General features: G+C 69.5%; 18 protein-coding genes. 9 read left to right on the forward strand and 9 right to left on the reverse strand.

Annotated elements, in window-relative coordinates; all coding sequences use genetic code 11:
* The first annotated feature begins 155 nt into the window (after window positions 1-155).
* Window positions 156-2,534 (forward strand): lysylphosphatidylglycerol synthase transmembrane domain-containing protein, encoded by a 2,379-nt coding sequence (locus AWC03_RS11420; protein WP_085240574.1) that lies wholly within the window; start codon window positions 156-158, stop codon window positions 2,532-2,534.
* Window positions 2,535-2,548: 14 nt separating this feature from the next.
* Here the strand turns inward: AWC03_RS11420 and AWC03_RS11425 are convergent, their stop codons facing one another.
* Entirely contained in the window at window positions 2,549-5,179 is a 2,631-nt protein-coding gene (locus AWC03_RS11425) for a GH92 family glycosyl hydrolase (RefSeq protein WP_085240575.1), read from the reverse strand.
* Between the two features lie 189 nt (window positions 5,180-5,368).
* Between AWC03_RS11425 and lpqN the strand changes: the two genes are divergently transcribed.
* On the forward strand, window positions 5,369-6,043 hold the full coding sequence (gene lpqN, locus AWC03_RS11430; protein WP_085240576.1) for an envelope biogenesis lipoprotein LpqN: 675 nt from the start codon (window positions 5,369-5,371) through the stop codon (window positions 6,041-6,043).
* Between the two features lie 66 nt (window positions 6,044-6,109).
* The gene (locus AWC03_RS11435; RefSeq protein ID WP_085240577.1) at window positions 6,110-6,595 is read left to right on the forward strand and encodes a hypothetical protein; all 486 of its coding nucleotides are present in this window, start codon (window positions 6,110-6,112) and stop codon (window positions 6,593-6,595) included.
* 5 nt (window positions 6,596-6,600) lie between these two features.
* Here AWC03_RS11435 and AWC03_RS11440 read toward each other — a convergent pair whose 3' ends face one another.
* Genes AWC03_RS11440 through galT form a run of 5 tightly spaced genes read right to left on the reverse strand, consistent with a single transcriptional unit; the run spans window position 6,601 to window position 10,622 of the window.
* Window positions 6,601-7,281, reverse strand: coding sequence for a PAS and ANTAR domain-containing protein (locus AWC03_RS11440; RefSeq protein WP_085240578.1), 681 nt, complete (start codon window positions 7,279-7,281; stop codon window positions 6,601-6,603).
* Window positions 7,266-7,631 carry a hypothetical protein gene (locus AWC03_RS11445; protein WP_085240579.1) on the reverse strand — a complete coding sequence of 122 codons (366 nt, stop codon included), beginning with the start codon at window positions 7,629-7,631 and terminating at the stop codon, window positions 7,266-7,268. Before AWC03_RS11445 ends, AWC03_RS11440 begins: the two co-directional genes overlap by 16 nt.
* Before the next feature lie 35 nt (window positions 7,632-7,666).
* Window positions 7,667-8,458: a Mut7-C RNAse domain-containing protein gene (locus AWC03_RS11450; protein ID WP_085240580.1), complete on the reverse strand. Its 792-nt coding sequence runs from the start codon at window positions 8,456-8,458 to the stop codon at window positions 7,667-7,669.
* Window positions 8,455-9,546: a galactokinase gene (locus AWC03_RS11455; RefSeq protein WP_085240581.1), complete on the reverse strand. Its 1,092-nt coding sequence runs from the start codon at window positions 9,544-9,546 to the stop codon at window positions 8,455-8,457. The genes AWC03_RS11450 and AWC03_RS11455 overlap by 4 nt, the downstream gene beginning before the upstream one ends.
* Window positions 9,543-10,622: a galactose-1-phosphate uridylyltransferase gene (gene galT, locus AWC03_RS11460; RefSeq protein WP_085240582.1), complete on the reverse strand. Its 1,080-nt coding sequence runs from the start codon at window positions 10,620-10,622 to the stop codon at window positions 9,543-9,545. The genes AWC03_RS11455 and galT overlap by 4 nt, the downstream gene beginning before the upstream one ends.
* 114 nt (window positions 10,623-10,736) lie before the next feature.
* Here galT and AWC03_RS11465 point away from each other — a divergent pair, with 114 nt between their 5' ends.
* Both AWC03_RS11465 and AWC03_RS11470 read left to right on the forward strand, forming a co-directional pair.
* Window positions 10,737-12,980: an FUSC family protein gene (locus AWC03_RS11465; protein WP_085240625.1), complete on the forward strand. Its 2,244-nt coding sequence runs from the start codon at window positions 10,737-10,739 to the stop codon at window positions 12,978-12,980.
* 147 nt (window positions 12,981-13,127) lie between these two features.
* Window positions 13,128-14,381, forward strand: a complete 1,254-nt coding sequence (locus AWC03_RS11470) for a cytochrome P450 (protein WP_085240583.1) — start codon at window positions 13,128-13,130, stop codon at window positions 14,379-14,381.
* Here AWC03_RS11470 and AWC03_RS11475 read toward each other — a convergent pair.
* Both AWC03_RS11475 and AWC03_RS11480 read right to left on the reverse strand, forming a co-directional pair.
* Window positions 14,378-15,748: a cytochrome P450 gene (locus AWC03_RS11475; RefSeq protein WP_085240584.1), complete on the reverse strand. Its 1,371-nt coding sequence runs from the start codon at window positions 15,746-15,748 to the stop codon at window positions 14,378-14,380. The genes AWC03_RS11470 and AWC03_RS11475 overlap by 4 nt on opposite strands.
* 48 nt (window positions 15,749-15,796) lie before the next feature.
* Entirely contained in the window at window positions 15,797-16,675 is an 879-nt protein-coding gene (locus AWC03_RS11480) for an alpha/beta fold hydrolase (protein WP_085240585.1), read from the reverse strand.
* 110 nt (window positions 16,676-16,785) lie between these two features.
* Between AWC03_RS11480 and AWC03_RS11485 the strand changes: the two genes are divergently transcribed.
* The 4 genes from AWC03_RS11485 (at window position 16,786) to AWC03_RS11500 (ending at window position 21,793) form a co-directional block, all read left to right on the forward strand.
* Window positions 16,786-17,685, forward strand: a complete 900-nt coding sequence (locus tag AWC03_RS11485; protein ID WP_085240586.1) for an NYN domain-containing protein — start codon at window positions 16,786-16,788, stop codon at window positions 17,683-17,685.
* On the forward strand, window positions 17,672-18,862 hold the full coding sequence (locus AWC03_RS11490; protein WP_085240587.1) for an MFS transporter: 1,191 nt from the start codon (window positions 17,672-17,674) through the stop codon (window positions 18,860-18,862). The genes AWC03_RS11485 and AWC03_RS11490 overlap by 14 nt, the downstream gene beginning before the upstream one ends.
* 159 nt (window positions 18,863-19,021) lie before the next feature.
* Window positions 19,022-20,260 (forward strand): cytochrome P450, encoded by a 1,239-nt coding sequence (locus tag AWC03_RS11495; RefSeq protein WP_085240626.1) that lies wholly within the window; start codon window positions 19,022-19,024, stop codon window positions 20,258-20,260.
* A gap of 183 nt (window positions 20,261-20,443) precedes the next feature.
* Window positions 20,444-21,793: a hypothetical protein gene (locus AWC03_RS11500; protein ID WP_085240588.1), complete on the forward strand. Its 1,350-nt coding sequence runs from the start codon at window positions 20,444-20,446 to the stop codon at window positions 21,791-21,793.
* A gap of 135 nt (window positions 21,794-21,928) precedes the next feature.
* Here the strand turns inward: AWC03_RS11500 and AWC03_RS27615 are convergent, their stop codons facing one another.
* Window positions 21,929-22,843 carry a ferritin family protein gene (locus AWC03_RS27615; protein WP_211279225.1) on the reverse strand — a complete coding sequence of 305 codons (915 nt, stop codon included), beginning with the start codon at window positions 22,841-22,843 and terminating at the stop codon, window positions 21,929-21,931.
* Between the last annotated feature and the right edge of the window lie 29 nt (window positions 22,844-22,872).

A 22,872-nucleotide genomic window follows, 5' to 3' on the forward strand; every position in this document is an offset into this window, starting at 1 on the left:
ACGCCCTCCGTTCGCTAGCTCGCCTACCTAACCGACCCTACGCGCGCGCCGGGTGGGTACGAACTGTCGCGCGGCGGGCATCGGCGTTAAGTTGTCGGCGAGCCGGCGAGCGGGTCGAGCAGCGGCGCCGAACGGATCCGAAGGATCATTACCACATGCGAGTCGACGGGCGCGAGGTGAGCGTTTCCGGCAGCTTGCTGCAGCCGCTGACCCGGCGCACCAACGATATCCTGCGGCTGGCGGCGAGCGTGACCTTCCTCGCGGTGGTGATCACGAGTTCGCTGATCACCCGGCCGCAGTGGGAGGCGCTGGAGAAGTCGATCTCGCAGATCGTCGGGGTGCTCTCCCCCCGCCAGTCCGATCTGGTGTACCTCGCGTACGGGGTGGCGATCCTGGCCCTGCCGTTCATGATCCTGATCGGCCTGATCGTCGGCCGGCAATGGAAACTGCTCGGGGCCTACGCGGCCGCCGCACTGCTGGCGGCGCTGCCGCTCTCGGTGGGCGGCAACGGGTTTTCGGCTCCCCGCTGGCACTTCGACCTCTCCGAACGCCTGCAGACCGTGTTGGGCCAGTTCCTCGACGATCCACGCTGGATCGGCATGCTGGCGGCGGTGCTGACCGTCTCCGGTCCGTGGCTGCCCGCGCGCTGGCGGCATTGGTGGTGGGCGCTGCTGCTGGCCTTCGTGCCGATCCACCTCGTGGTCAGTGCGATCGTGCCCGCCCGCGCGCTGCTGGGGCTGGCGGTCGGCTGGCTGGTCGGCTCGCTGGTGGTGCTCGTGGTCGGCACCCCGGCGCTGGAGGTGCCCCTGGAGTCCGCCGTGCGCGCGATGGCCAGGCGTGGATTCGTCGTCTCGCGGCTCACCGTGGTGCGGCCGGCCGGGCGGGGCCCGCTGGTCCTTTCGGCGGCCTGCGGGCGGCCCGAGCGCTCGGCGTTCGTCGAGTTGTACGGGCCGCACCAACGCAGCGGTGGCACGCTGCGCCAGCTGTGGATCAAGCTGCGGCTGCGCGATGCCGAGACCGCGCCTCTGGTGACCTCCATGCGCCGCGCCGTCGAGCACCGCGCGCTGATGACGATCGCAATCGGGGAGGTGCGTCTGGCCAACACCTCGACGATCGCCGTCGCCACCCTCGACCGGGGCTGGATTCTCTATTCGCACCAACCACCTCACGGCGTGCCCCTGACCCGGTGCGCGCAGTCCACGCCGGTTGACCGGGTGTGGCAGGCGCTGCGGACCCTCAACGACCAGCAGATCGCGCACGGGGACCTGCGCGGCAACGAGATCACCGTCGACGACGACGCCGTGCTCTTCGGCGGCTTCCACAGCGCCGAATACGGCGCCACCGAAGCCCAGCTGCAATCCGATATCGCCCAGCTGCTGGTGACCACCGCCGCCCTGTACGACCCGAAATCGGCGGTGGCCGCCGCGATCGACGCGTTCGACCGGGACACCATCCTGACCGCGTCGCGCCGCCTGACGAAAGTGGCCGTGCCCCGGGCCATTCGGAAGTCGGTACCGGATGCGGGCACGGCCATCTCCGCCGCCCGCGCGGAGGTGAAGCGTCAGACCGGCGCCGACCAGATCAAAACCGAGACCATCACCCGGTTCACCCGCAGCCAGCTCATTCAGCTGGTGCTGTTCGGTGCGCTCGTCTACGTCGCGTATCCCTTCATCAGCACCGCGCCCACGTTCGTGTCCCAGCTGCGGAGCGCAAACTGGTGGTGGGCACTGCTGGGCCTGGCGGTGTCGGCGCTGACCTACGTCGGGGCGGCCGCCGCGCTGTGGGCGTCCGCGGACGAGACGGTCAGCTTCTGGAGGCTGTCGGTCGCGCAGGTGGCCAACACCTTCGCCGCCACGACGACGCCTGCCGGGGTCGGCGGGTTGGCGCTCAGCACGAGGTACCTGCAAAAGGGCGGCGGGCTGTCCGCCATGCGGGCCACCACGGCGGTGGCCCTGCAGCAATCGGTGCAAGTGATCATGCACCTGGTGTTGCTGATCCTGTTCAGCACGGTTGCGGGCGCGTCGATGAACCTCTCGCACTTCGTCCCCACCGCCACGGTCCTGTACCTGATCGCGGGTGTGGCCCTCGGGATTGTCGGCACCTTCTTATTCGTGCCCAAGCTGCGCCGCTGGCTGGCGACGGACGTGCGCCCCAAACTCAAGGAGGTGGCAACCGACCTCGTCGAGGTGGCCCGAGAGCCCCAGCGACTGGGGCTGATCGTACTCGGTTGCGCCGGAACGACTCTGGGTGCCGCCCTGGCGCTGTGGACCAGCGTCGAGGCGTTCGGTGGCGGCGCTTCGTTCGTCACCGTCACCGTGGTCACGATGGTCGGCGGGACGCTGGCCTCCGCCGCGCCGACCCCCGGGGGCGTCGGCGCCGTCGAAGCGGCGTTGATCGGTGGGCTGGCCGCCTTCGGCGTGCCGCCGGCGACCGGCCTGCCGTCGGTGCTGTTGTACCGGGTGCTCACCTGCTGGCTGCCCGTGTTCGCCGGCTGGCCGGTGATGCGGTGGCTGACCAGGAACGAGATGATCTGAGGTCCGCCACGGGATCACTCGGACGGGGATTGCACCACCACGAGAACGGTTGACGTGCGGGCGCTTTGGCCGACGGTAGAGGTCAAGAACGCCAGGTAGTACTCGTCGGACACCGATCGCGCCACCGTGATGGGGACGTCGATGCTCGCCGATCCGTCGGGGGAGAACTGGCCGGTCGAGGGCGTCACGGTGATGCCGCCGTCCGAGGCGGTGCCGGTGACCGTGTAATCGCCGGCATCACCGATCATCCGCTGGGCGTCGAGCCTGACCGTGCCCGTGCTGCCCGGGGCGATGGTGACGATGGGGCTGGGGACGTTGACCGTCACCGCCGAACTGCCGGCGCCGAACGAGGGCGGGGCGGAGGATTCGCTTGTGCCCCAACTCCGGTCCGGATAGGCGGCGAGCGTGAAGCTCAGTTCCCCGCCGGTGCGGACGAACGACTCCGGCAGCCACGTGTGATCGGTGGGCTGCCCGTCGACGCTCAGCCCGCTGACGTAGTTGAGGTGACGCGGCCCGGACGCGCCGGGCGCCGAGATCCGGATCGTCTTGCCGCCGGGAAGCGCGATCACGATCCGGTCGAACAGCGGTGCGGCCACGGTGAGGATCGGCGTTCCGGGAGTACTCGGATACAGTCCCAGGGCCGCCCAGACGTACCAGCTGGCCATCGCGCCCAGATCGTCGTTGCCCGGTTCCCCGTCGGCCGTCGGGCCGAACAGCCCGCGCACCCGATCGACCGTGCGCTGCGTCTGCCACGGTTGACCGATGTAGTTGTACAGCCATGGCACCCCGAAACCGGGTTCGTTACCGGCCCACAGGTAGGGCTCGTTGGGACCCACGTTGAGCTTCCGGGTGAAGCCGTCGAGCCGTCCGGCGACCGCATCGCGCCCGCCCAGCGCGGTCACCAGGCCGGCCACGTTGTGCGGCACCCACCAGACGTACTGCGCGGCATTGCCCTCGTCGAACCCGACCTGGCCGAAATCCGAGGGCGAGACCACGAATGCGGGGCCGGCGCGGAAAAAGCTGGTCCAGTTGCGGGGCGAGATGTACCCGGTGCTCGGGTTGAACAGGTTCTGCCAGTACTGCGACCGGCCCTGGAATTCGGCAGCGGTCGCGGTGTCGCCGAGCGAATCGGCGAACCGGGAGATGGCGAAGTCGTCGACCGACCATTCGAGCGTGATCGACGCGGCGGCGATCCAGCCGTCGGTGCGGAACTCGAAGGAGAACGGCGCGTAGCCGAATTCCAGGTACGTCTCGATCCCCGGCCGTTCGACGTAACCGCCCAGTCCGACACCGCCTTTCGTCGCCGCGTTCACCATGTAGCGCAGGGCCGTCCGGGTGTCGAAATCCTCGGCGCCGAAGGCATGGAGGTTCACGATGAGCGGTACCACGTTGTCGCCGCTCATCTCCGCGGTCGCGGCGTTGGCCAGCGCCCAACGCGGCAGCGCTCCGCTCTGCTCGGCGTCGTTCACCAGCGACTGGGCCATATCGCTCGCCCGGTCGGGAAAAAGGAGCGCCTGCAAAGGCGCCAGACATCGGTAGGTGTCCCAGTCGGAGAAGTTGGCGTACTGGGTGTGCCCCGCGGCCACGGTGTGCACGGCGCCGTCGAACCCGATGTAGCGCCCGTCCGCGTCGTTGAAGGTGTTGGGGTGCAACAACGACCGATACAGGGCGGTGTAGAAGGTTTCCAGGTCGTGGGCGTTGCGGCCGGCGACCGAGATGCGCGACAGCGTGGCGTTCCACGACTTCGAGGCGGCGTCGCGCACGTCGTTGAAGCTCGCCGCGCCCTCGGCCGCCAGGTTCGCCCGCGCCCCCTCGATACCGACATAGGAGATCGCGGTCCGCACCTCGAGCACGGCTCCGGCCGGGAACTCGACGTATCCGCCGCTGAATGGCGAATTCGCGCCGCGGGCACCGGGATACACCGCGGTGCCGTCCCATGTCCCGTAGGAGGTGAACGGCTGGCTGAACTTCATCGCGAAATAGACGGTGTAGGTGTTGTTCTTGCCGCAGAACCCGCCGCTGGTGGCCCAGCCGGTGATCGTGGTGTGGTCCTCGCCGATCTGGATGCTCGCGCGAGAGTTGCCCGCCAGCGACGCCCCGGAGCGCACGTGCAACAGCGCGGGGCGGCCGTTGCGCGGGTAGCTGAACCGGCCGACGCCCGTGCGGGTGGTGGCGGTCAGTTCGGCCTTCACCCGGGTCCCCGGGAATCGCACCGTGTAGTAGCCGGGCACGCCCCGCTCGGTGTCGTCGTGGGCGATCCGCTCCCAGGCTTGCCAGGGCTGTGCGCCAATTCCGTTGGTGGTCGGCAGCATCGAGATGTCACCGAACGCGGCGCAGCCGACGGAGGCGTGGGTCATGCTGAAGCCGGTGGAGCGGGAATTCCCGTAGTTGTAGCCCGCGTAATTGCCGACGGTGTCCGGCGAGTACTGCACCATGCCGAACGGCACGGTGGCGCCGGGGAAGTTGTTGATCTCCCCCACGGTCTGGCCACCGGTTCCGGTGCCGATCAGCGTGGCGACGTGGTCGACCGGGTCGGTCACGAATCCGGGGTCGCCGTCGTAGGCGATGGGCGGCGCCGCGGCGACGAACGCGATGAAGACGACCGACGCCGCCAGGATCGCGACGAGGGCCCTGCGTGACCGCATACCTGTCTCTTACTGGACGAGGGTGTATTGGATGGCTGTTTTTTCGAACGAATCGGATAACGATTTCCGGCCCCACCGCGGCCGGGCCGGAAAGTCAAAAGATACCGGCAAACCTGCGCGCCATTTCGGTTACCGTCATTTCGGCGTGGCCGACGCAGGTAACGGCCCCAATTTTCGGGAGATTGGATCATGAAACATTTGACGCTAGCAACCGTTTCCGTGGCGCTCAGTTTGGTGCTCCTCGGGTGCGGCCACGACCAAAAATCCGGCAATCAGACGTCGGCCTCGACGACCACCCCCGCCTCGACGTCCGCGACGTCGTCGGGCACCGGCGCGGCACCGGCCGCGAAGGCCAAATACACGATCGCCGACTACGTCAAGGACAACCACATCACCGAGACGCCGGTCCATCACGGTGATCCCGGGCCGAGCGTCGACCTGCCGGTGCCGCCGGGCTGGCGGCTCGACCAGAAGGCCGGCACGTCGTATGGCGGCATCGTTTCGACCCAGCCCAGCGACCCGGCCGACCCGCCCACCGTCTCGGCGCTGTTCTCCAGGCTCAGCGGTGACGTGGACCCGGCCAAGATCATCCAGTACGCCCCGGGCGAGGTGCAGAATCTGCCCGGATACGACGGCAACGGTGACGGCAGAGCGTCGACGCTCGGCGGCTTCCAGGCGTGGCAGATCGGCGGCACCTACCAGCGGGACGGCAAGACTCGAATGATCGCGCAGAAGACGGTGGTGATCCCCAGCCAGGGCGCGGTGTATGTGCTTCAGCTCAACGCCGACGGACCGGAGGCCGACCGGGGACCGTTGATGGACGTCACGAAGATCATCGACCACCAAACCACCATCACCCCCTGAGCGAGGAGCGCGACGCCGCCGCGCGGATCGCTGCGCGGTGGTGCCGAATGGCTTTACGGTGAGCGCATGGCAGAGCAGCCGTATGCGATAGACGCCGGGCACCCGCCGTCGGTGCTGCTGCGCTTGATCAACCCGATGATGGGGTTCTTGCTGCGCAGCCCGCTCGCCGGCCCCGCCCGCAAGCAACTGATGGTGCTGAGCTTCACCGGGCGCAAGACGGGCCGGCCGTTCTCACTTCCGGTCAGCGCCCACGTGATTGACGGTCAGCTGTACGCGCTGACGGGCGCTCCCTGGAAGCAGAACTTCCGCGGCGGCGCGCCCGTTGAGGTCGTCTACGACGGCAAGACCATCGCGATGCGCGGCGAGCTGATCCGTGACCGCGCCACCGTGTCCGATCTCTTCCTGCGCTGCGCCGAGTCCTACGGCGTCCAGCGTGCCCAACGGATGATCGGACTGAAGTTCCGCGACCGACGCATACCGACGCGCGAGGAGTTCGCCGAGGCGGTCGACCGGATGCACTTGGGCGCGGTGCGCCTGGCGCCGGCCGGCTAGCGGCGCTACCCGGTGGGGTCGCCCGCGCGCAGGTGGGCGGCGAGCAGGCTCTGGTCGAATCGTGAGCGCGAGGCGATGGCCTCCTGGCCCACCTTCGGGAAGTCGTTCGCGATCTGCTCTGCGAGCACGCCCAACTTCATGTTGCGCACCTGGGACAACGACTTGAGCAGGTCGAACGCAGCCGTCTCGTCCACGCCGTAGACCAGCATCAGCATCCCTTTGGTGCGCTCGATGGCGCCCCGACGTTCGGCGATCTCGGCCACCTGCGCGCTGATGGACTCCTCCCGCTTACGGCTCGACGTCGACGTGACGTCGACGTAGAAACCGTGGGTGCCGATGACCTCACCGTTGTCGTCGCAGAATTGATCGCCCACCACGACGACGTCATGGGTGTTGCCGCGGGTGTCGACGATGCGGTGCCTGGTGCTGAACGCGCGGCGACGCGTGATCATGTCGTCGATGCCCCGGGCCACCCGGTCCCGATCGCCGGGGTGCTTGTGGGACAGCACCAGCTCGGTCGTCGGCGTCACCGTTCCCGGCTCGTAGCCGTGCATGCGATGCACCTGGTCGGACCATTCCCACCGCTGGTCCTCGAAGTAGAAGCGGAACCAACCCGCCCGCTGCGGAATACCTCCCGAGAGGGCCCGCTCGACCGCCGCCGTCTGGCCGTCTAGATCCCAGGCCACGACGCACGCTCCGGATAGGACCTCGACGACCCGCGCTCGAGCGACGCCCGCCGGATGGCGTCGCTTTCCCGCAGCCGCAGCTCCGACGCGCGGCACAGTTCGCGCGATCGGTCGACCTGCTGTCGCGCGCGTTGCACGGCATCGGCCACCGAACGCTGCAGCGACCTGGCGACGTCGGAGGGCGTGTCCCGGGCCGTCCCGGCGCTGCGCCGTAGGGAGTCCCGCAACGCGGCCGTGCGCCGCGCCGACCGGGCGCGATGAGCCCTCTGCCGACAGGCCGACGAGCAGTAGACGGCGTCGGACCGGCCCGAGAACCCCGACCCGCACACCGCACAGGTCATCCGCCGCATATCCGTTACGTTACAGCTATCGCCGTTGGTCACGGCTAGTCCGCGGGGAATCGCGGGGCGCCGGGCGGTGACCCGAGCCGGTCGCGCAGCGTTTGTACGAGCCGGATCAATTTCGTGTAATGCGACCCGGGCCAGTAAATCCGCCCGCAATCCGCGCACCGGGCGAACTCGTCGTAATGCTCCCGCGTCAGCGGCTCCAACTGGTCGATCACCTCGTCCTTGCGCACCGGGGCCAGCATGCCGTTGCAGCGCACGCAGCGGGTGAGCGGCGCGAGCCGCTGTCCCAGGTCCAGCCGGCGCAGCACATCGAGCGCCTGCTCCTCGGGATCGTCGGAGCGGATGAACAGGGCATGCGTGATGGCGCGGCGCTTCAGCAGGCCGCGATCGCGGGTCAGCAGGATTCGGTGCTGCGCGGCGCTGACGTCGGCCAGCGTCTCGTCGGCGGCGTCATTCGACCACCACACGTCCAACCCGAGCAGGCGCAGCAGCCACGCCAGCCGGCCGAGGTTGACGTCGACGACGAACCGCGGATCGCGCAACGGAACCGGGCGCAGCCGGGCGGTCTCCCCCACGTCGAGCGACTCGAAAGTCGGGTAGGCGGCGATGCGGTCGCCGACACTCGGGCGGTACGCGAAGTCCCTCGGGGATCCGTTGACGAGGATGAGGTCGACCTCGGTGTGCGGTATGCCCATCGCCTCCAGGACGTCTTTGACGGTCTGGTGTGGCCGGAACGGGCGGCGCACCGTCGTCCCTCGCGACTCGGCCGCCAAAAAGTCGTTGAGTTCGGCATACACCCGAACTTCGACGTAGCCGGTCGGCTCGTTCACGCGCCCGGTCCCGCGCCGGCGGCGGCGCGGGTTCGGGTGATGAGCGGTTGGCCGAAGCCGGCGGCACCCACCGCGCGTCGCACCGCCTCGTCCACCGCGGCGGTGCGGCCCTCCGGCACCAGCGCGATCACGCAGCCCCCGAATCCACCCCCCGTCATCCGCGCGCCCAGGGCGCCCGCGCGCACCGCGGTGTCGGCGATCAGGTCGATGTGGTCGGTGGTGATCTCGAAATCGTCGCGCATGGACGCATGCGAGGCGGTGAAGATCCGCCCCGCTTCGGCGAAGTCCGAAACACTTAGGGCCCCAACACAATCGATGACCCTCTGATTTTCGGTGAGCACATGCCGGGCACGGCGGCCGTCGACCGGGTCGCGCACCTCGGCCAGCACGGCGGGCCCACGGTCCTGCAGTTCGCGCAGCGAAGACGCCCCGAGGTCCGCGGCCGCCCGCTCGCATGACGCGCGGCGCGCGGCGTAGTCGCCGCCGAGGTGACTGTGGCGGGCGCGGGAGTCGATCAGCAGCAGCGCCACCCCGGCGGCGTCGGGGTCGAAGGCCACCGGCGCGACCGTGAGATCGCGAAAGTCGATCAGCAGCGCCGTCGCCGGACGGCCGAACAGCGCGGCCAGCTGGTCGAGCAGACCCGTCGGGGCGCCGACGTAGTCGTTCTCGGCGCGCTGGGCCAGGCGCGCCTGCTCTTTGGCGTCGATCCGCGCGCCGGCGGCCGCCGCGATCGCGCCCAGCGCCGCGCACTCCAGCGCCGCCGACGACGACAGGCCCGACCCGATCGGCACCTCGCTGGTGATCCGCATCGCGCCGCCGGGCACCGGGTGCCCGGCCTGCCGCAGCGCCCAGATCACCCCGGCCACGTAGGCGGCCCAGCCGGCCACCCCGCCGGGAGCGGTGTCCAGCGGAATGCGCACCGTCCCGTCCGCGCGGTCGCTGGCCACGGTGATCGCGTCGCCGCGGTCGGGCGTGAACGCCACCACCGTGCGCTGCGGCAGCGCGATGGGCAGCGCGAAACCCAGGTTGTAGTCGGTGTGCTCGCCGATCAGGTTGATCCGGCCGGGCGCGCCATAGTGGACCGTCATCCGAGCTGGCGCAGTCGCTCGGCCACGCTTTCGGGCGTCACATCGCTGATGAACGCGTCCATCCCGGATTCGGACCCCGCCAGGTACTTCAGCTTGGTGGCGCTGCGCCGGATCGACATCAACTCGACGTGGAAGTAGCCGTCGGCCTGGGAGTCGGTGTCGGCGTACTGGTGCAACGCCGAAATATAGGGCAGCGGTGCGGAATACATCCGGTCGAACCGCCCCAGCACGTCGAGGTAGACGCGTGCGAACGCGTCCAGTTCTTCCCCGTCGAGTTCGGTGATGTTGCGCACGGACCTGTTCGGGTAGATGTGCACCTCGACCGGCCAGCGCGCGGCGAACGGTACGAAGGCGGTGAACAGGTCGTCGCGCACCAGGATTCGGCCGCCGTCGGCGAGTTCGGCGGCCAGGAGGTCACCGAAGAGGTTGGTGCCGTGGCGTTTTCGGTGCCGGCGGGCCCGATCCAGCATCACGGCGGTCCGCGGCGTCAGGTAGGGATAGCCGTAGATCTGACCGTGCGGGTGGGTCAGCGTCACCCCGATCTCTTCGCCGCGGTTCTCGAAACAGAACACCTGCTCGATGCCCGGTGTGGCCATGAGCTCGGCGGTGCGGTGCCGCCACGCCTCGATGACCAGCCGGGCGTGGGCGGGCTCCAGTCCCGCGAAGGAGCCGGTGTGGTCGCTGGAAAAACAGATGACCTCGCAGCGGCCCTGTCCCGGGGCGGACACGAACCCGTCGCCGGGGGCGGCGAGCGCCGGCCCGGTGCCCGACAGGCTGGGGAACCGGTTCTCGAACACGACGACGTCGTAGTCGCGGGCGGGCACCTCGCTGGTCAGCCCGGTCGGGCCCGGGCACAGCGGGCACTGGCCGGCCGGCGGCTTATAGGTGCGGTCTTGGCGCAGGGCGGCGACGATCACCCACTGCCCCGTTGTCTGGTCGAACCGCAGCTCGGTGTGCTGCCCGGCGCGCGCCGGCAGCGGCCGGCGATCTTCGACCGGCGCCGGGCGGTGGCCGGGCAGCGCGAAGAACAGCAGGTCACGGCCATCAGCCAGCTTCGCCCGCGTCGGCGCTGTCACGATGTCGAAGACTAGCTTGGCCGCCGCGGCGCCGTTCGGGTAACCATGATGGGTCCGGCGGGCGAGAAGGGGGGCACGGCGATAATCGTTCTCTACGAACGAGCCAGCAACTGGGTGATCGGCTCCGATCCCGGTCTGCTTCGGCTGCGAATGGCGACGCGGACGACGGCCGCGCTCGGCTGTTCGCTGCTGGCCCTTTATGTCCTGACCCGGGCGACGGGGCAACCCCTGACCGTCGCCCTGCTGGGCGTCGTCATCACGATGGTCGCGTCGCGCTCCGTCAACGAGCCGGACCCGCGCCAGCAGCGGATCACGATGGCGCTGCTGCCGGTGCCCGCCGCCGTGGCCATCACCGCGGCCGCGGTGCTCGCGTCCCATCGGGTGGTCAGCGACGCGGTGTTCGTGGTGGTGGTGTTCGCCGCGGCCTACATCCGCCGCTTCGGGGCCCGCGGCCGAGCGCTGGGCATGGTCGCCTTCATGTCCTACTTCTTCACGTTGTATCTGCGGGCGCGGATCTCGGAGCTGCCGTGGATGATCGGGGCGGTCGCGGTGGGCACGGTGTGCACGTTCGTGATGACCACCTACGTCATGCCCGATCGGCCGGAGCGGGTGCTGCGGGCGACCGTCCGGGCGTTGCGGGCGAGGATGGCGATCGTCGTCGACACGACGGCCGAAGCGGTGCATACCGGCCGGCTCGACGAACGACGCCGGCGTCGGATGCGGGCGCGCACCTTGCGGCTCAACGAGACCGCCCTGATGGTGCAGAGCCAGATCGAGGACAAGGCCGACCCCGCCACGCTGTGGCCGGGCGTCACCGCCGAACAGCTGGCCCCGTGGCTGCTGGACGCCGAGCTGGCCATCGAGTGGGTGGCCACGGCCGGCCGGCGGGCCGCCGCGCTGGCGTCGGAGAACCCGGGCGCCATACCCGCCCGCACGCGGGCCGCGCTCGTCGACGCGCTCTCCACGTTGGGGCGGGCCATCCGCCTCCCCGAGCCCGACGGCCTGCGGCGGGCCGCCGACCAAGCGCAGCGGCTGTTGGACGAGCAGTGCCGCCCGGCGGTCTCCGCGGACGACGACCCCGGTGAGGCCGCCGTACGCCGCCTCGCCCTGGCGATAGTCAACGCCGCCACGGCGACGTCGGACGTGCGGGCCATCGTCGACCGGGCCGCCACCCGTGGCCCCCTGGCGAGCGCGGACAGCGAGCGGCCGCCCGCGTCCGGCGGCGCGCTCGCCGACGAGCCGACCGAAGAAGCGCAGCCGGCGGGCCTGCGACCGACCACCCGGCAGGCCGTCCAGGTCAGCGTCGCCGCGTCGCTGGCCATCGTCGCCGGCGAGCTGGTGTCGCCGGCCCGCTGGTATTGGGCGGTGATCGCCGCGTTCGTCATCTTCGCCGGCACCAACTCGTGGGGCGAGACCTTGACCAAGGGCTGGCAGCGCCTGCTCGGCACCCTGCTCGGCGTGCCGTGCGGCGTGCTGGTGGCCACGCTGCTGGCCGGCGACAAGACCGCCGCGCTCGCCGGGATCTTCGTATGCCTGTTCTGCGCCTTCTATTTCATGACGGTCACCTACAGCCTGATGACGTTCTGGATCACCACGATGCTGGCGTTGTTGTATGGCCTGCTTGGCCAATTCTCTTTCGGCGTACTGATGTTGCGGATCGAGGAGACGGCGATCGGCGCGGTCATCGGGGCCACCGTGGCCATCGTGGTGCTGCCGACGCACACCAGAGCCGCGATCCGCGACGACACCCGCACCTTTCTGGCCGGCCTGTCGGTGCTGATCGACGTGTCCACCGCGGCCATGTTCGGCGCAGGCGAGAGCGTGAGCCCGTCCGAGCAGGCGCGCCAGGTGGACCGGGACCTGCAGCAGTTCCGGGTCACCGCCAAGCCGCTGCTGGCGGGCGTGGCCGGCCTGGCCGGGCGGCGCAGCATTCGCCGTGCGCTGCGGATCTTCGCCGCGTGCGACCGGTACGGCCGCAGCCTGGCGCGCAGCAGCGAGCAATACCAGGACCGGGTGGGCTCGCAACCCGTTGAACTGGCTCAGGCCTTTTCCGCGGCCGCCGCGCAGACACGGCGCAACATCGACGCGCTGTCCGCCGCCATCGGCACCGGCCGCGGGCCGACCGTGATCTCGGCGGCCGACGACCTCGATACCGCCGAAACCCTGGCGCGCCAGCGCGACGGATCGGCGCATCAACCGCCGCCGGACACCCGGCGACTCCTCACCGCGGTGCACGCGCTGCGCCAGATCGAGCGGGCGGTGGTCACCGCGGCCACCAACCTCGGCGGCCGCGAAACCGCCGCCGCCGAATTCCACACTGACGGACTTCAGAGGCCGGGCAGGCACGCGGGGAAATAGCGGGGCCGGTCCGGGGGGACCGGGCCGTCGCCATCCGGTGATTCTCATGGAGGCTTCTTTTCTTCGAGGCCCGGCTTTAGGGTGCTGGCAGTAGGGCGCGCGGGCTTTGCTACCGATCCCGATGGGCACGTCTGCAGGAGAACTCCGATGGCCACTCCGAACCTCCCGCCGGGCTTTGATTTCACCGACCCCGACATCTACGCCCACCGGCTGCCGGTGCAGGAGTTCGCCGAACTGCGCGCCACGGAACCGATCTGGTGGAACGAGCAGGCGCCCGGTGCGGGTGGGTTCGGCGACGGCGGCTACTGGGTGGTGACCAAGCACCGCGACGTCCGCGATGTCTCGCTGCGCAGCGATGTCTTCTCCTCGGCGGCCAAGTCGATCGTGCCGCGCTACCGAGAAGAACTGGCCGCCGGTCAGATCGAGGCGGGCCGGGCGTCGATGATCATGATGGACGATCCCGAGCACAGCCGGCTGCGCAAGATCGTCTCACGGGCCTTCACACCCCGCGCGGTCGATCGGTTGCGCGCCGAACTCGCCGAGCGGGCTCGGCGCATCGCGACCGACGCCGCGGCGGCCGGTTCCGGCGACTTCGTCCGCCAGGTCGCCTGCGAGCTACCGCTGCAGGCCATCTCGGGGCTGTTGGGAGTTCCCCAGGAGGACTACGACAAGCTGTTCGACTGGACCAACAACATGATCGGCAGCGACGACCCGGAGTTCGCCGGCAACGACGCGCTCACCTCCGCGGGCGAATTGATGTGGTATGCAATGCAATTAGCGGCTCGCAAGCGTGACGAGCCCGGGGACGACATCGTCACCACGCTGATCCGGGCCGACGCCGAGGGCCAGCACCTGTCGGAGGCGGAGTTCGGCATGTTCGTCGTCACGCTGGCCGTCGCCGGAAACGAGACCACCCGCAACTCCATCACGCAGGGAATGATGGCCTTCACCGATCACCCGGCGCAGTGGGAGTTGTTCAAGGCGCACCGCCCCAAGACCGCGGCCGACGAGATAATCCGTTGGGCGACACCGATCACGGCGTTTCAGCGCACCGCGTGCGAGGACACCGAGCTCGGCGGGGCCCGGATCGGCAAGGGGCAGCGCGTGGTGCTGTTCTACCGCTCGGCGAACTTCGACGAAGAGGTCTTCGACGACCCGGATGCCTTCGACGTGTTGCGCAGCCCGAACCCGCACGTCGGTTTCGGCGGGACCGGGGCGCACTACTGCATCGGCGCGAACCTGGCGCGCATGACGATCGACCTGATGTTCAACGCGCTCGCCGATCACGTGCCCGACCTGACCCCGCTGGCGGATCCGCAGCGGCTGCGGTCGTCGTTCATCAACGGCATCAAGCACTGGCAGGTCGATTACCGGGGCGCGCGAACGCCCGCTCCCCACTAGCCGGCCGGCGCCCGGGTGTCCGCGGCCGCCGGCGCGGGAACGTCTCTGAGCGCCCGCAGCCGAATGCGGGCGCCGCGATGCGGCACCAGCACAACGAACTTCAGCTGCTGTCGTTCGCCGGCCGCGGCGGTGGTGTCCAGCTCGGCGCGGCGCAGGATCTCGCGCAACACCACGCGCATCTCGACCAGGGCGAAGCCGGCGCCCAGACAGCGGCGGTTGCCGCCCCCGAACGGGAACCAGGTCGTGGGGCTCAGCGTGGCGCCCAGCATCCGGTCCGGATCGAAACGGTGGGGATCCGGGTACAGGGAGGCACTGGTGTGCACCAAGCCGATTCCGGGCGCCACCATCACCCCGGCCGGCAGCTGGTACCCGGCCACGTCGGCCGGTTGGGTGAGCACCCGCCCCACGTCGAAGACCACCGGACGAATCCGCAGGGTCTCCTTCACCAGCGCGTCGAGATACTCGTCGCCGGCCGGATCACCCGCGGCGCTGGCCTCGGCGGCGGCCACCGCCTTGGCCAACACGGCCGGGTGGCGGGTCAACCGCTCGAGCGCCCAGGACAACCCGTTCGCCGTGGTGTCGTGCCCGGCCACCAGCAGCGTCATCAGCTGATCCCGCAGCTCCTGGTCGGACATCGTGCGCCCGGCGTCGTCGGCGCGGACCAGCATGGCCAGCACGTCGGTGCGGGCGGCCAGGTCCGGGTCCGCGCGGCGCTCGGCGATCTCCGCGTAGAGCAGGCGGTCGGCCCCGGCCATGCGCCGGCGCAGCCCACGCCACGGGAGGTGGCGCTGCAGTTCCGGCTTCGCCAGCGCCAGCGTCGCCCACGGGCCCACGCTGAGCAGCCGGGGCATGATCGCCCGCAGTGACGCGAGCCGGGCCGGGTCGGTGGCGCCGATGACCGTCCGCAGGATCACCTCGAGCGTGATCTCCGACATCTTGGGCGCGGCGGCGAAGCTCCTGCCCACCGGCCACCCCGCGATGTTCGCCGCCGCGATCTCGGCCATCACCCCGGCTTGGCGTGCGACGGCGTCGCGATGGAACGGCGGCAGCATCAGCCGGCGGCGGTCTCGATGGACGTCTTCATCGATCACCAGAAGAGAGGTGTCGCCGAGCAGCCCGCTCAGAATCGAGTTCGCTTCGCCGGCGTGGAAGACGTGGGGGTCGCCGGCGAACACCGTCTTGATGTCGGCCGGGTCGGCCAGGTACACCAGCGTCCCCATGCCCGCGATGCGCAGCGTGAACACGTTTCCGTAGCGACGCCGGCAGGCATCGACGAAATGCGACCCACGGTGCAGCATCAAGGCGGCCTGTACCGCGCGGGGCAGTCGTGGCCCCGGCGGAAGCACCACACCCGCGGTCTTGGGCATTGCCGCAATTTTACGACCCGCGGTGCGGCGAAGCCGATTTTCGGCGCCTCAGGTCACAGGCGCGCCCTGCGCGCTCCCCGTTTCGTGGCGGTCGCCGCTCGCGATGAAGTCCTCGATCAGCTCCACCACCTGGTTGGGCGCCTCGACCTGTGCGAAGTGGCCGACGTCGGGCAGGATTTCCAGCCGGGCGTCGGTACGCGCCTCGTGGGCGGCGTACGCGTGATCGACGGGAATGATGCCGTCGCGCTCCCCCCAGATCGCCATGACGGGGAGGTCCTCACGCAGCCGCAGCCTGCTGAGCGCGCTGACCGCCTGCCCGCGGTAGTCGACCACCGAGCGCAGCGTCCGGAGAAACGACTGGCGCGTCTCGCCATCCGACAGCGACGAGTAGGCGCTCCAGATCTCGGCGCCGCGCGGCGACTGGATGCCGGCGCTGCGCAACCAGGACCGGAGCCGGTTGCCGACGGACAGCACGGGCTTCGGCGCGATGATCGGCAGCACCAACTCGGCCCCGGGCGCCGAGAGCAGCCGCAGCACCCAACCGACGTCGGGGCCCAGGCCGCCGCTGCTGATCAGGATCAGCCGCTTGGCGTAGTCGGGGTGCTGGTAGACGAACTGCATCGCGACCCCGCCGCCGAGCGACTGACCGACCAGGGTGGCCTGGCTGACGCCGAGTTCGTCGAGCAGGTCGCGCAGCCACACCGCGAACGCGCCCAGCGAATAGTCCGTGCGGGGTTTCGCCGATTCGCCGTGGCCCAGCAGGTCCGGGGCGATGACCCGGAATTTCTTCGACAGCGGCGGTATCACCGATCGCCACGTCTCCGAACTGCCCGCCATGCCGTGGATGAGCAGGAGCACCTCACCGTCACCCTCGTCGCGGTAGGCGACCCGATCGCCGTGCAGCTCGAGGAACTTCAACTCACTCATGGCCCCGGTGTACCCGCTCTGGCGCTGTTTAGGGACCCGCACGGGGCAAATCGTGACGGAAAACGCTTCCGGCCCCCACAGTGCCGGACACCTCAGCGATGATCTAGTCCATGACGGAACCGGTCGCGGCCCGCGTGGCCGTCTACCTCGACTTCGACAACATCGTGATCTCGCGATACGACCAGGTCCATGGCCGCAGCTCGTTCCAGCGGGACAAGGCCAAGGGTCTCGAGCAGTATGCCGAGCGGCTGGACCGCGCCACCGTCGACGTCGGGGCGATCCTCGACTTCGCGTCGTCGTTCGGGACCCTGGTGCTCACCCGTGCCTATGCGGACTGGTCGGCGGACATCAACGCCGGATACCGGGGGCAGCTGGTGGCCCGCGCGGTCGACCTGGTGCAGCTGTTTCCCGCCGCGGCCTACGGCAAGAACGGCGCCGACATTCGGCTGGCCGTCGACGCCGTCGAAGACATGTTCCGGCTGCCCGACCTCACCCATGTGGTGATCGTGGCCGGCGACTCCGACTACATCCCGCTGGCCCAGCGCTGCAAGCGGCTGGGCCGGTACGTGGTGGGCATCGGGGTGGCCGGCGCGTCGAGCCGGGCGCTGGCCGCGGCCTGCGACGAGTTCGTCATCTACGACTCGCTGCCCGGGGTACCGGCGCTCGAACCGGAGCCCGCGGCCGACGACGCCGCTGCCGGGGCGAAGTCACCCAAGCGCCGGGCCGGCCGCGCCAAGGAGGCTCAGTCCGGGGAACCGGAACCACCCGATCCACAGGCCGGCGCCACGGCGCTGCTGACGCGCGCGCTGCAGATCGGCCTGGACAAGGACGACGCCGACTGGCTGCACAACTCCGCGGTGAAGGCACAGATGAAGCGGATGGATCCGTCGTTCAGCGAAAGGTCTTTGGGCTTCCGGTCATTCAGCGACTTCCTGCGTTCGCGCTCCGACGTGGTGGAGTTGGACGAGACGTCGACGACGCGTATGGTCCGGCTTCGTGCGCCAGCGTGAAATCCTCTCGGAGCCCCACTGGCTCACCCGCAACGTTCGGGTGCTCTCCGCGGTGTCGTTCCTGCAGGACGCCGCCAGCGAGCTGTTGTATCCGCTGTTGCCGATCTACCTGACGGCGGTGCTGGGAGCTCCGCCGTCGGTGGTGGGAGCCGTCGAGGGTGTGGCCGAGGGTGCGGCGTCGGTGACCAAACTCGCCTCGGGCCCGCTCAGCGATCGGTTTGCGCGACGCCCGTTGATCGCCGCCGGGTACGGCATGGCGGCGCTCGGGAAGGTGATCATCGCGGTGGCCTCGGCGTGGCCGGGTGTGCTGGCGGGTCGCGTCGTCGATCGGCTGGGCAAGGGCGTGCGCGGCGCACCACGCGATGCGCTGCTGGTCGACGACGTGGACGACGCGCTGCGCGGCCGGGTTTTCGGCTTCCACCGCGCGATGGACACCCTCGGTGCCGTCGCCGGTCCGCTGCTCGGGTTGGTGGGCTACGAGCTGCTGGACCACCGCATCGCGCCGCTGCTGTATGTCGCCATCGTGCCCGCGGTGCTCAGCGTGGCGCTCGTCTGCCTGGTGCGCGAGCGGGGCCGTGGCGCGCCGCGAGCGCAGCGGCCGTCCATGTGGGCCGGTGTGCGCTCGCTGCCGCGACCGTACTGGCGGGTGACCGCGCTGCTCGTGGTCTTCAGTGTGGTGAATTTCCCCGATGCCCTGTTGCTGTTGCGGCTCAACGAGATCGGCTTCTCGGTGGTGGAGGTGATCCTCGCATACATCGGATACAACGCGGTCTATGCCCTGGCCAGCTACCCGGCCGGATCGCTGGCCGACCGCATCGGCAGGCCGGCGTTGTTCGGCCTGGGCCTGACCTTCTTCGCGGTGGGCTACATCGGGCTGGGGCTGACCACCGACATCGTGACGGCCTGGCTGCTGATCGGCGCCTACGGATTGTTCACCGGGTGCACCGACGGCGTCGGCAAGGCCTGGATCTCGGGCCTGGTCGATCAGCCGCATCAGGCCAGCGCGCAGGGCATGTTCCAGGGCGCCATCGGGCTGGGCGTCCTGGTGGCGGGCTTGTGGGCGGGCCTGCTGTGGGGTCCGAACGGCCAACTGCCACTGCTCATTTCGGGAATCACCGGCGGCGTGTTCGCGGTCGTGCTGATCGGCGGCCGGCTGGTCCGCCGCCGGCTCGAATAGCCGCCGCAACGCGTGGCCACACATCGGTTCCCTTCTGTATGGCGTTGTCCCCGCGAATGGCCGCGGCCGCCCAGCAACGTCGTTGACAGCTCCCCGGCCCGGCCATACATTGTGTGAAAGTTGTCCCGCGCCGGTTCGGGCAACGTCGAGGAGACCGTCATGACCGTCGGTACCGCTCCCACAAGCGTTTTCGATGCCGATCTGCCGGCGCTGACGTACGGCCCCGAGGAAGCCCCGGCCGAGGTCTACCCCCGGCTCCAGGAGGCGCAACGACGCGCGCCCGTCGCCCTCGGGCCGCACGGACCCGAAGTCCTCTCCTACCACCTCGTCCGCGCCGTGCTGCGCGATCCGCGCTTCCAGATCCCGCCCGGCATCAACCTGCTCGTCCAGGGCGTCACGTCGGGTCCGCTGTGGGACAAGGTGGTCAACAGCCTGTTGTGCCTGGAAGGCGACGCACACCACCGGCTGCGCAGCCTGACCGCCAAGGCGTTCACGCCCCGTGCGACGCTGCGGCTGCACGACACCATGGCCGCGGTGATGAACGAGCTGGTCGATGGCGTCATCGACGCGGGCAGCTGTGACGTCGTCACCGACCTCGCCCGCCCTTACCCGGTCCCGATCATCTGCGCGTTGCTCGGCGCACCACGCGAGGATTGGCAACAGTTCTCGTTGTGGGCCGACGACGTCTTCAAGGCGTTCAGCTTCAATGTGGACCTCCGGCAGGTCGAGCCCGTCGTCATGCGGGCCTGGGGGCAGCTCGACGACTACGTCGATGAGATGGTCGCCCGGCGGCGGCACAGCCTCACCGACGACCTGCTCTCCGACCTGATTCGCGCCGAGGACCCGACTTTCCCGGGCGACCGCCTCAACAGCGCCGAGTTGCGGATGCTCGCGGGCGGCCTGCTCCTGGCGGGGACGGACACCACGCGGAACCAGGTGGCCGCGTCGGTGCACGTCCTCTGCGAGCACCCCGAGCAGTGGGGCCTGCTCCAGGCCCAGCCCGAACTGGCGATGCGCGCCGTCGAGGAGACCATGCGCCACTCGCCGATCGCGTGCGGGACCCTTCGGCTGGTGGCCGAGGACGCCGAGCTGGACGGCTATCTATTTCCCGCCGGCACGATGGTGCTGGTGAACACCGCCGCGGCCAACCGCGACCCGGCGGTCTACGAGGACCCGGACCGGGTCGACATCACGCGTGCCGGGGCGCCGCCCATCTTGACCTTCGGCGGCGGTGTGCACTACTGCCTGGGGGCCAACCTGGCCCGGCGCGAGATCGCCGAGGCCCTGAACGTCATCGCCGCCCGCCTGCTCAACCCGCGCACCGCCGGGCCGGTTCCGTGGAAACCGATGGTGAGCCTGAGCGGCCCGAAGAGCCTGCCCATCGAGTTCGACCGGTAACCACCTCGCGAGCAGACACATAATCGCATTCTCTAGCCCATAGCAGCGCGATTTTGCGTCTGCTCGCCGCCAGTGGCGCCGGGACCCGGCGCGCCCGGTGTGACGAAGACCGCCTGACACAAGTCGCGGCCGACGCGGGCCCGCCTTACGCTCGTTGGTTACACGAACTTAACGGGGGTTTCGATGCGGGCAGTTCCGGGGCAAAGCGCGCCCACATTCGGGCGCGCCCTCGTCGCGTCGGTCATCTGCCTGGCCGTGGCGTCCTGCTCGGCAACGGCGTCCCCGCCCGCGGCGGCGCCGACGACCTCGACGTCGGCGGCAAAGAAGGCCACTAGCCCGGCCCCCGCTCCGGCCCAGATCACCGGCCCGTTGGAGAAGGATTGGAAAAGCTACGGCGGAACGGCGTACTTCGGTTGCCCGGAGAAACTCTCGGTCAGCAAATCCGCACTCGAGGAGATCCGCCCCAAAATCTTTGACCCGAAGACCGGGCAATACGTCGCGCCGGCCGTCCCGGCGGTGGCCGCCGGCGAGAACCTCACCGGCGCCATCTGCGCGCTGACGGGCACGGCGGACGACATGAAAGTCGTCTACCTCGTCACGACCGTCAAACCAGGGCCGGCGCAACAACCCGAAGCCACCAAGACCACGGCATACACCTTCGACTTCAAGGCGGCCCAGCCGCTGGCGACGAAGGAGCTGCAACCGCCGGCGCCGGACCTGAAGATGACCGCCGCCAAGGACTGGGGCCTGGCCTCGACCGCATCGGGCGCGGCGTGGATCAACGCCTTCACCGACGGGCACACCCCCGCGTCACCTCCCCGGACGGTGCTCCTTTCCGGCGCCGATTTGTCGATGCCGTGGAATGACCCGCAGGCCGGACGCGTCTGGCAGGACGTCCTCGCGTTCCAGCGCAATACCGATCCCGCCAAGACATCGGGCGCGGAGCTGCGCCGGCCCAGCGGAGAACCGATCTACCAGGACAACGACATCCGGAGTGTGGACGCCGAGTTATCCGACGGCCCGGACAAACTCGTGCAGATCACCCACTGGGATTCCTCTAACCCCCCGGTGCTGTCGACGATGTTCTACGACCTGAACGCGAAGTCCGTAATCAAGATCGGTGACTCCGACCGCATTCCCGGTGGCGGGCTGTCCGCGACGCTGTCCGACGGGAAATTGTTTGTCGATGGCCACGATTCGGACAACTCCCCGTTCGGCTTCGGGGTATGGAACCTGCGCAGCCAGCAATGGGATCTGCTGAAGAGCCGAGACGAGGCCAAGCGGATGTCCATTGCCAAGATGGCGTTCTTCGAAGACCACCTCTACATCACCAACGTCGGCAACACGTTCACCGTGCTGGCGTTGCCCGCCACCGATCCGATCGCGACCACCTGGTCCGTCCGGCCCTTCGCGCGGATATCGGGCTGGACCCTGGTGTGCCGCGGCGAGAATGCCGCGGCCCTGGGCGGCGATTGCAAGGACATCGTGATGGTGCAAGACCAGGACGGCCGCTTCCCCGGCCCGTGGACCTGAGACCCCTCCGGGATCCCCTATCAAGTGGCGGGCGCAGAGACTGGGTCTCCACCGCGCCGATCCCCGGAAACGGCGTTCCCCTGTACACGTCGAAGTGCCCTACCGGGTAGCGTTGCGGTTCAACGCTTTTCATCGTCACGACGCAGTCAGCGCGGCTTGGAATTTCTGCTGGTGACTCTTCTCGTCGCCGGCGATCTCCCGGAACAGGTTGGCGGCCTGAGCATTTCCCGCCTGATCGGCCTGACGGGCGTAGTCAGGATACATGACATCCGCCTCGTGCTGCTCACCGTTGATCGCGTCTTGCAGGTTGGCGTTGGTGTCGGTGGCCACCAGCCCCGCCAGGGTGGCCAGCATCGCGAAATGCTCATTCAATTCGACGTCGGCGGTGTTGGTGAACAGCTGCGCCACAGCAGGGTTTCCGGCTCTTCGCGCCTGATCGGCGTAACGCATGTACTTGGCGTACGCGAACGCCTCGCCCTGCATCGCCGTGCGCAGGTTCGCCAGCGTGACGCCGGACGACCGTGGGGGCCCGGCCACGATAGCCACCGGTGGCGGCGTTGGGCCGGCGGGTACCGACGCGCCACTGCCCGGGCTGTTTACCGCGTTGAGTGCGGCCTGAAAGTCCTTGAGGTGAGCTGCCTCGTCGGTGCCGAGTTCGCTGAAGGCGGCCGCCGCGGCCGGGTCATTGTCGGCGGTGGCCTGCTCGGCGAAACCCGGGTACATGGTGGTGGCCTCGTTGCTCTCGCCGTTGATCGCGTCGCCCAGGTTGGCCGCGATGTCGCTGCCCAGGCCGACCAGATCAGCCTCGCGCGCAAAGTGATCCATGTGCTCGGTTTGGGCGGCGTCGGTGAAGTCCTGCGCGGCCCGGGCCCGCCCTGCCTGCTTCGCCTGGGCGGCGTACGCAAGATACTTTGCATGGGCTAACGCCTCACCGTGCATGGCTGACAACGCATTCGATCGGGTGGAATCGGCTCGCGCGGAGGTGGACGGTGCTGCCGTCGGCGCCGGATGGCTCGAGCATGCCGCCACCAGCAGCGCGGCCGCGCACACCACAACCAACGACCACTTGGACTGAGACA

The sequence above is a fragment of the Mycobacterium europaeum genome (assembly GCF_002102155.1).
Lineage (GTDB): Bacteria > Actinomycetota > Actinomycetes > Mycobacteriales > Mycobacteriaceae > Mycobacterium > Mycobacterium europaeum.

Coding starts and splice junctions, on each gene's coding strand:
- AWC03_RS11420 (WP_085240574.1), top strand. CDS start 156: ATGCGAGTCGACGGGCGCGAGGTGAGCGTTTCCGGCAGCTTGCTGCAG.
- AWC03_RS11425 (WP_085240575.1), bottom strand. CDS start 5,179: ATGCGGTCACGCAGGGCCCTCGTCGCGATCCTGGCGGCGTCGGTCGTC.
- lpqN (WP_085240576.1), top strand. CDS start 5,369: ATGAAACATTTGACGCTAGCAACCGTTTCCGTGGCGCTCAGTTTGGTG.
- AWC03_RS11435 (WP_085240577.1), top strand. CDS start 6,110: ATGGCAGAGCAGCCGTATGCGATAGACGCCGGGCACCCGCCGTCGGTG.
- AWC03_RS11445 (WP_085240579.1), bottom strand. CDS start 7,631: ATGCGGCGGATGACCTGTGCGGTGTGCGGGTCGGGGTTCTCGGGCCGG.
- AWC03_RS11455 (WP_085240581.1), bottom strand. CDS start 9,546: ATGACGGTCCACTATGGCGCGCCCGGCCGGATCAACCTGATCGGCGAG.
- AWC03_RS11470 (WP_085240583.1), top strand. CDS start 13,128: ATGGCCACTCCGAACCTCCCGCCGGGCTTTGATTTCACCGACCCCGAC.
- AWC03_RS11475 (WP_085240584.1), bottom strand. CDS start 15,748: ATGCCCAAGACCGCGGGTGTGGTGCTTCCGCCGGGGCCACGACTGCCC.
- AWC03_RS11480 (WP_085240585.1), bottom strand. CDS start 16,675: ATGAGTGAGTTGAAGTTCCTCGAGCTGCACGGCGATCGGGTCGCCTAC.
- AWC03_RS11485 (WP_085240586.1), top strand. CDS start 16,786: ATGACGGAACCGGTCGCGGCCCGCGTGGCCGTCTACCTCGACTTCGAC.
- AWC03_RS11495 (WP_085240626.1), top strand. CDS start 19,022: ATGACCGTCGGTACCGCTCCCACAAGCGTTTTCGATGCCGATCTGCCG.
- AWC03_RS11500 (WP_085240588.1), top strand. CDS start 20,444: ATGCGGGCAGTTCCGGGGCAAAGCGCGCCCACATTCGGGCGCGCCCTC.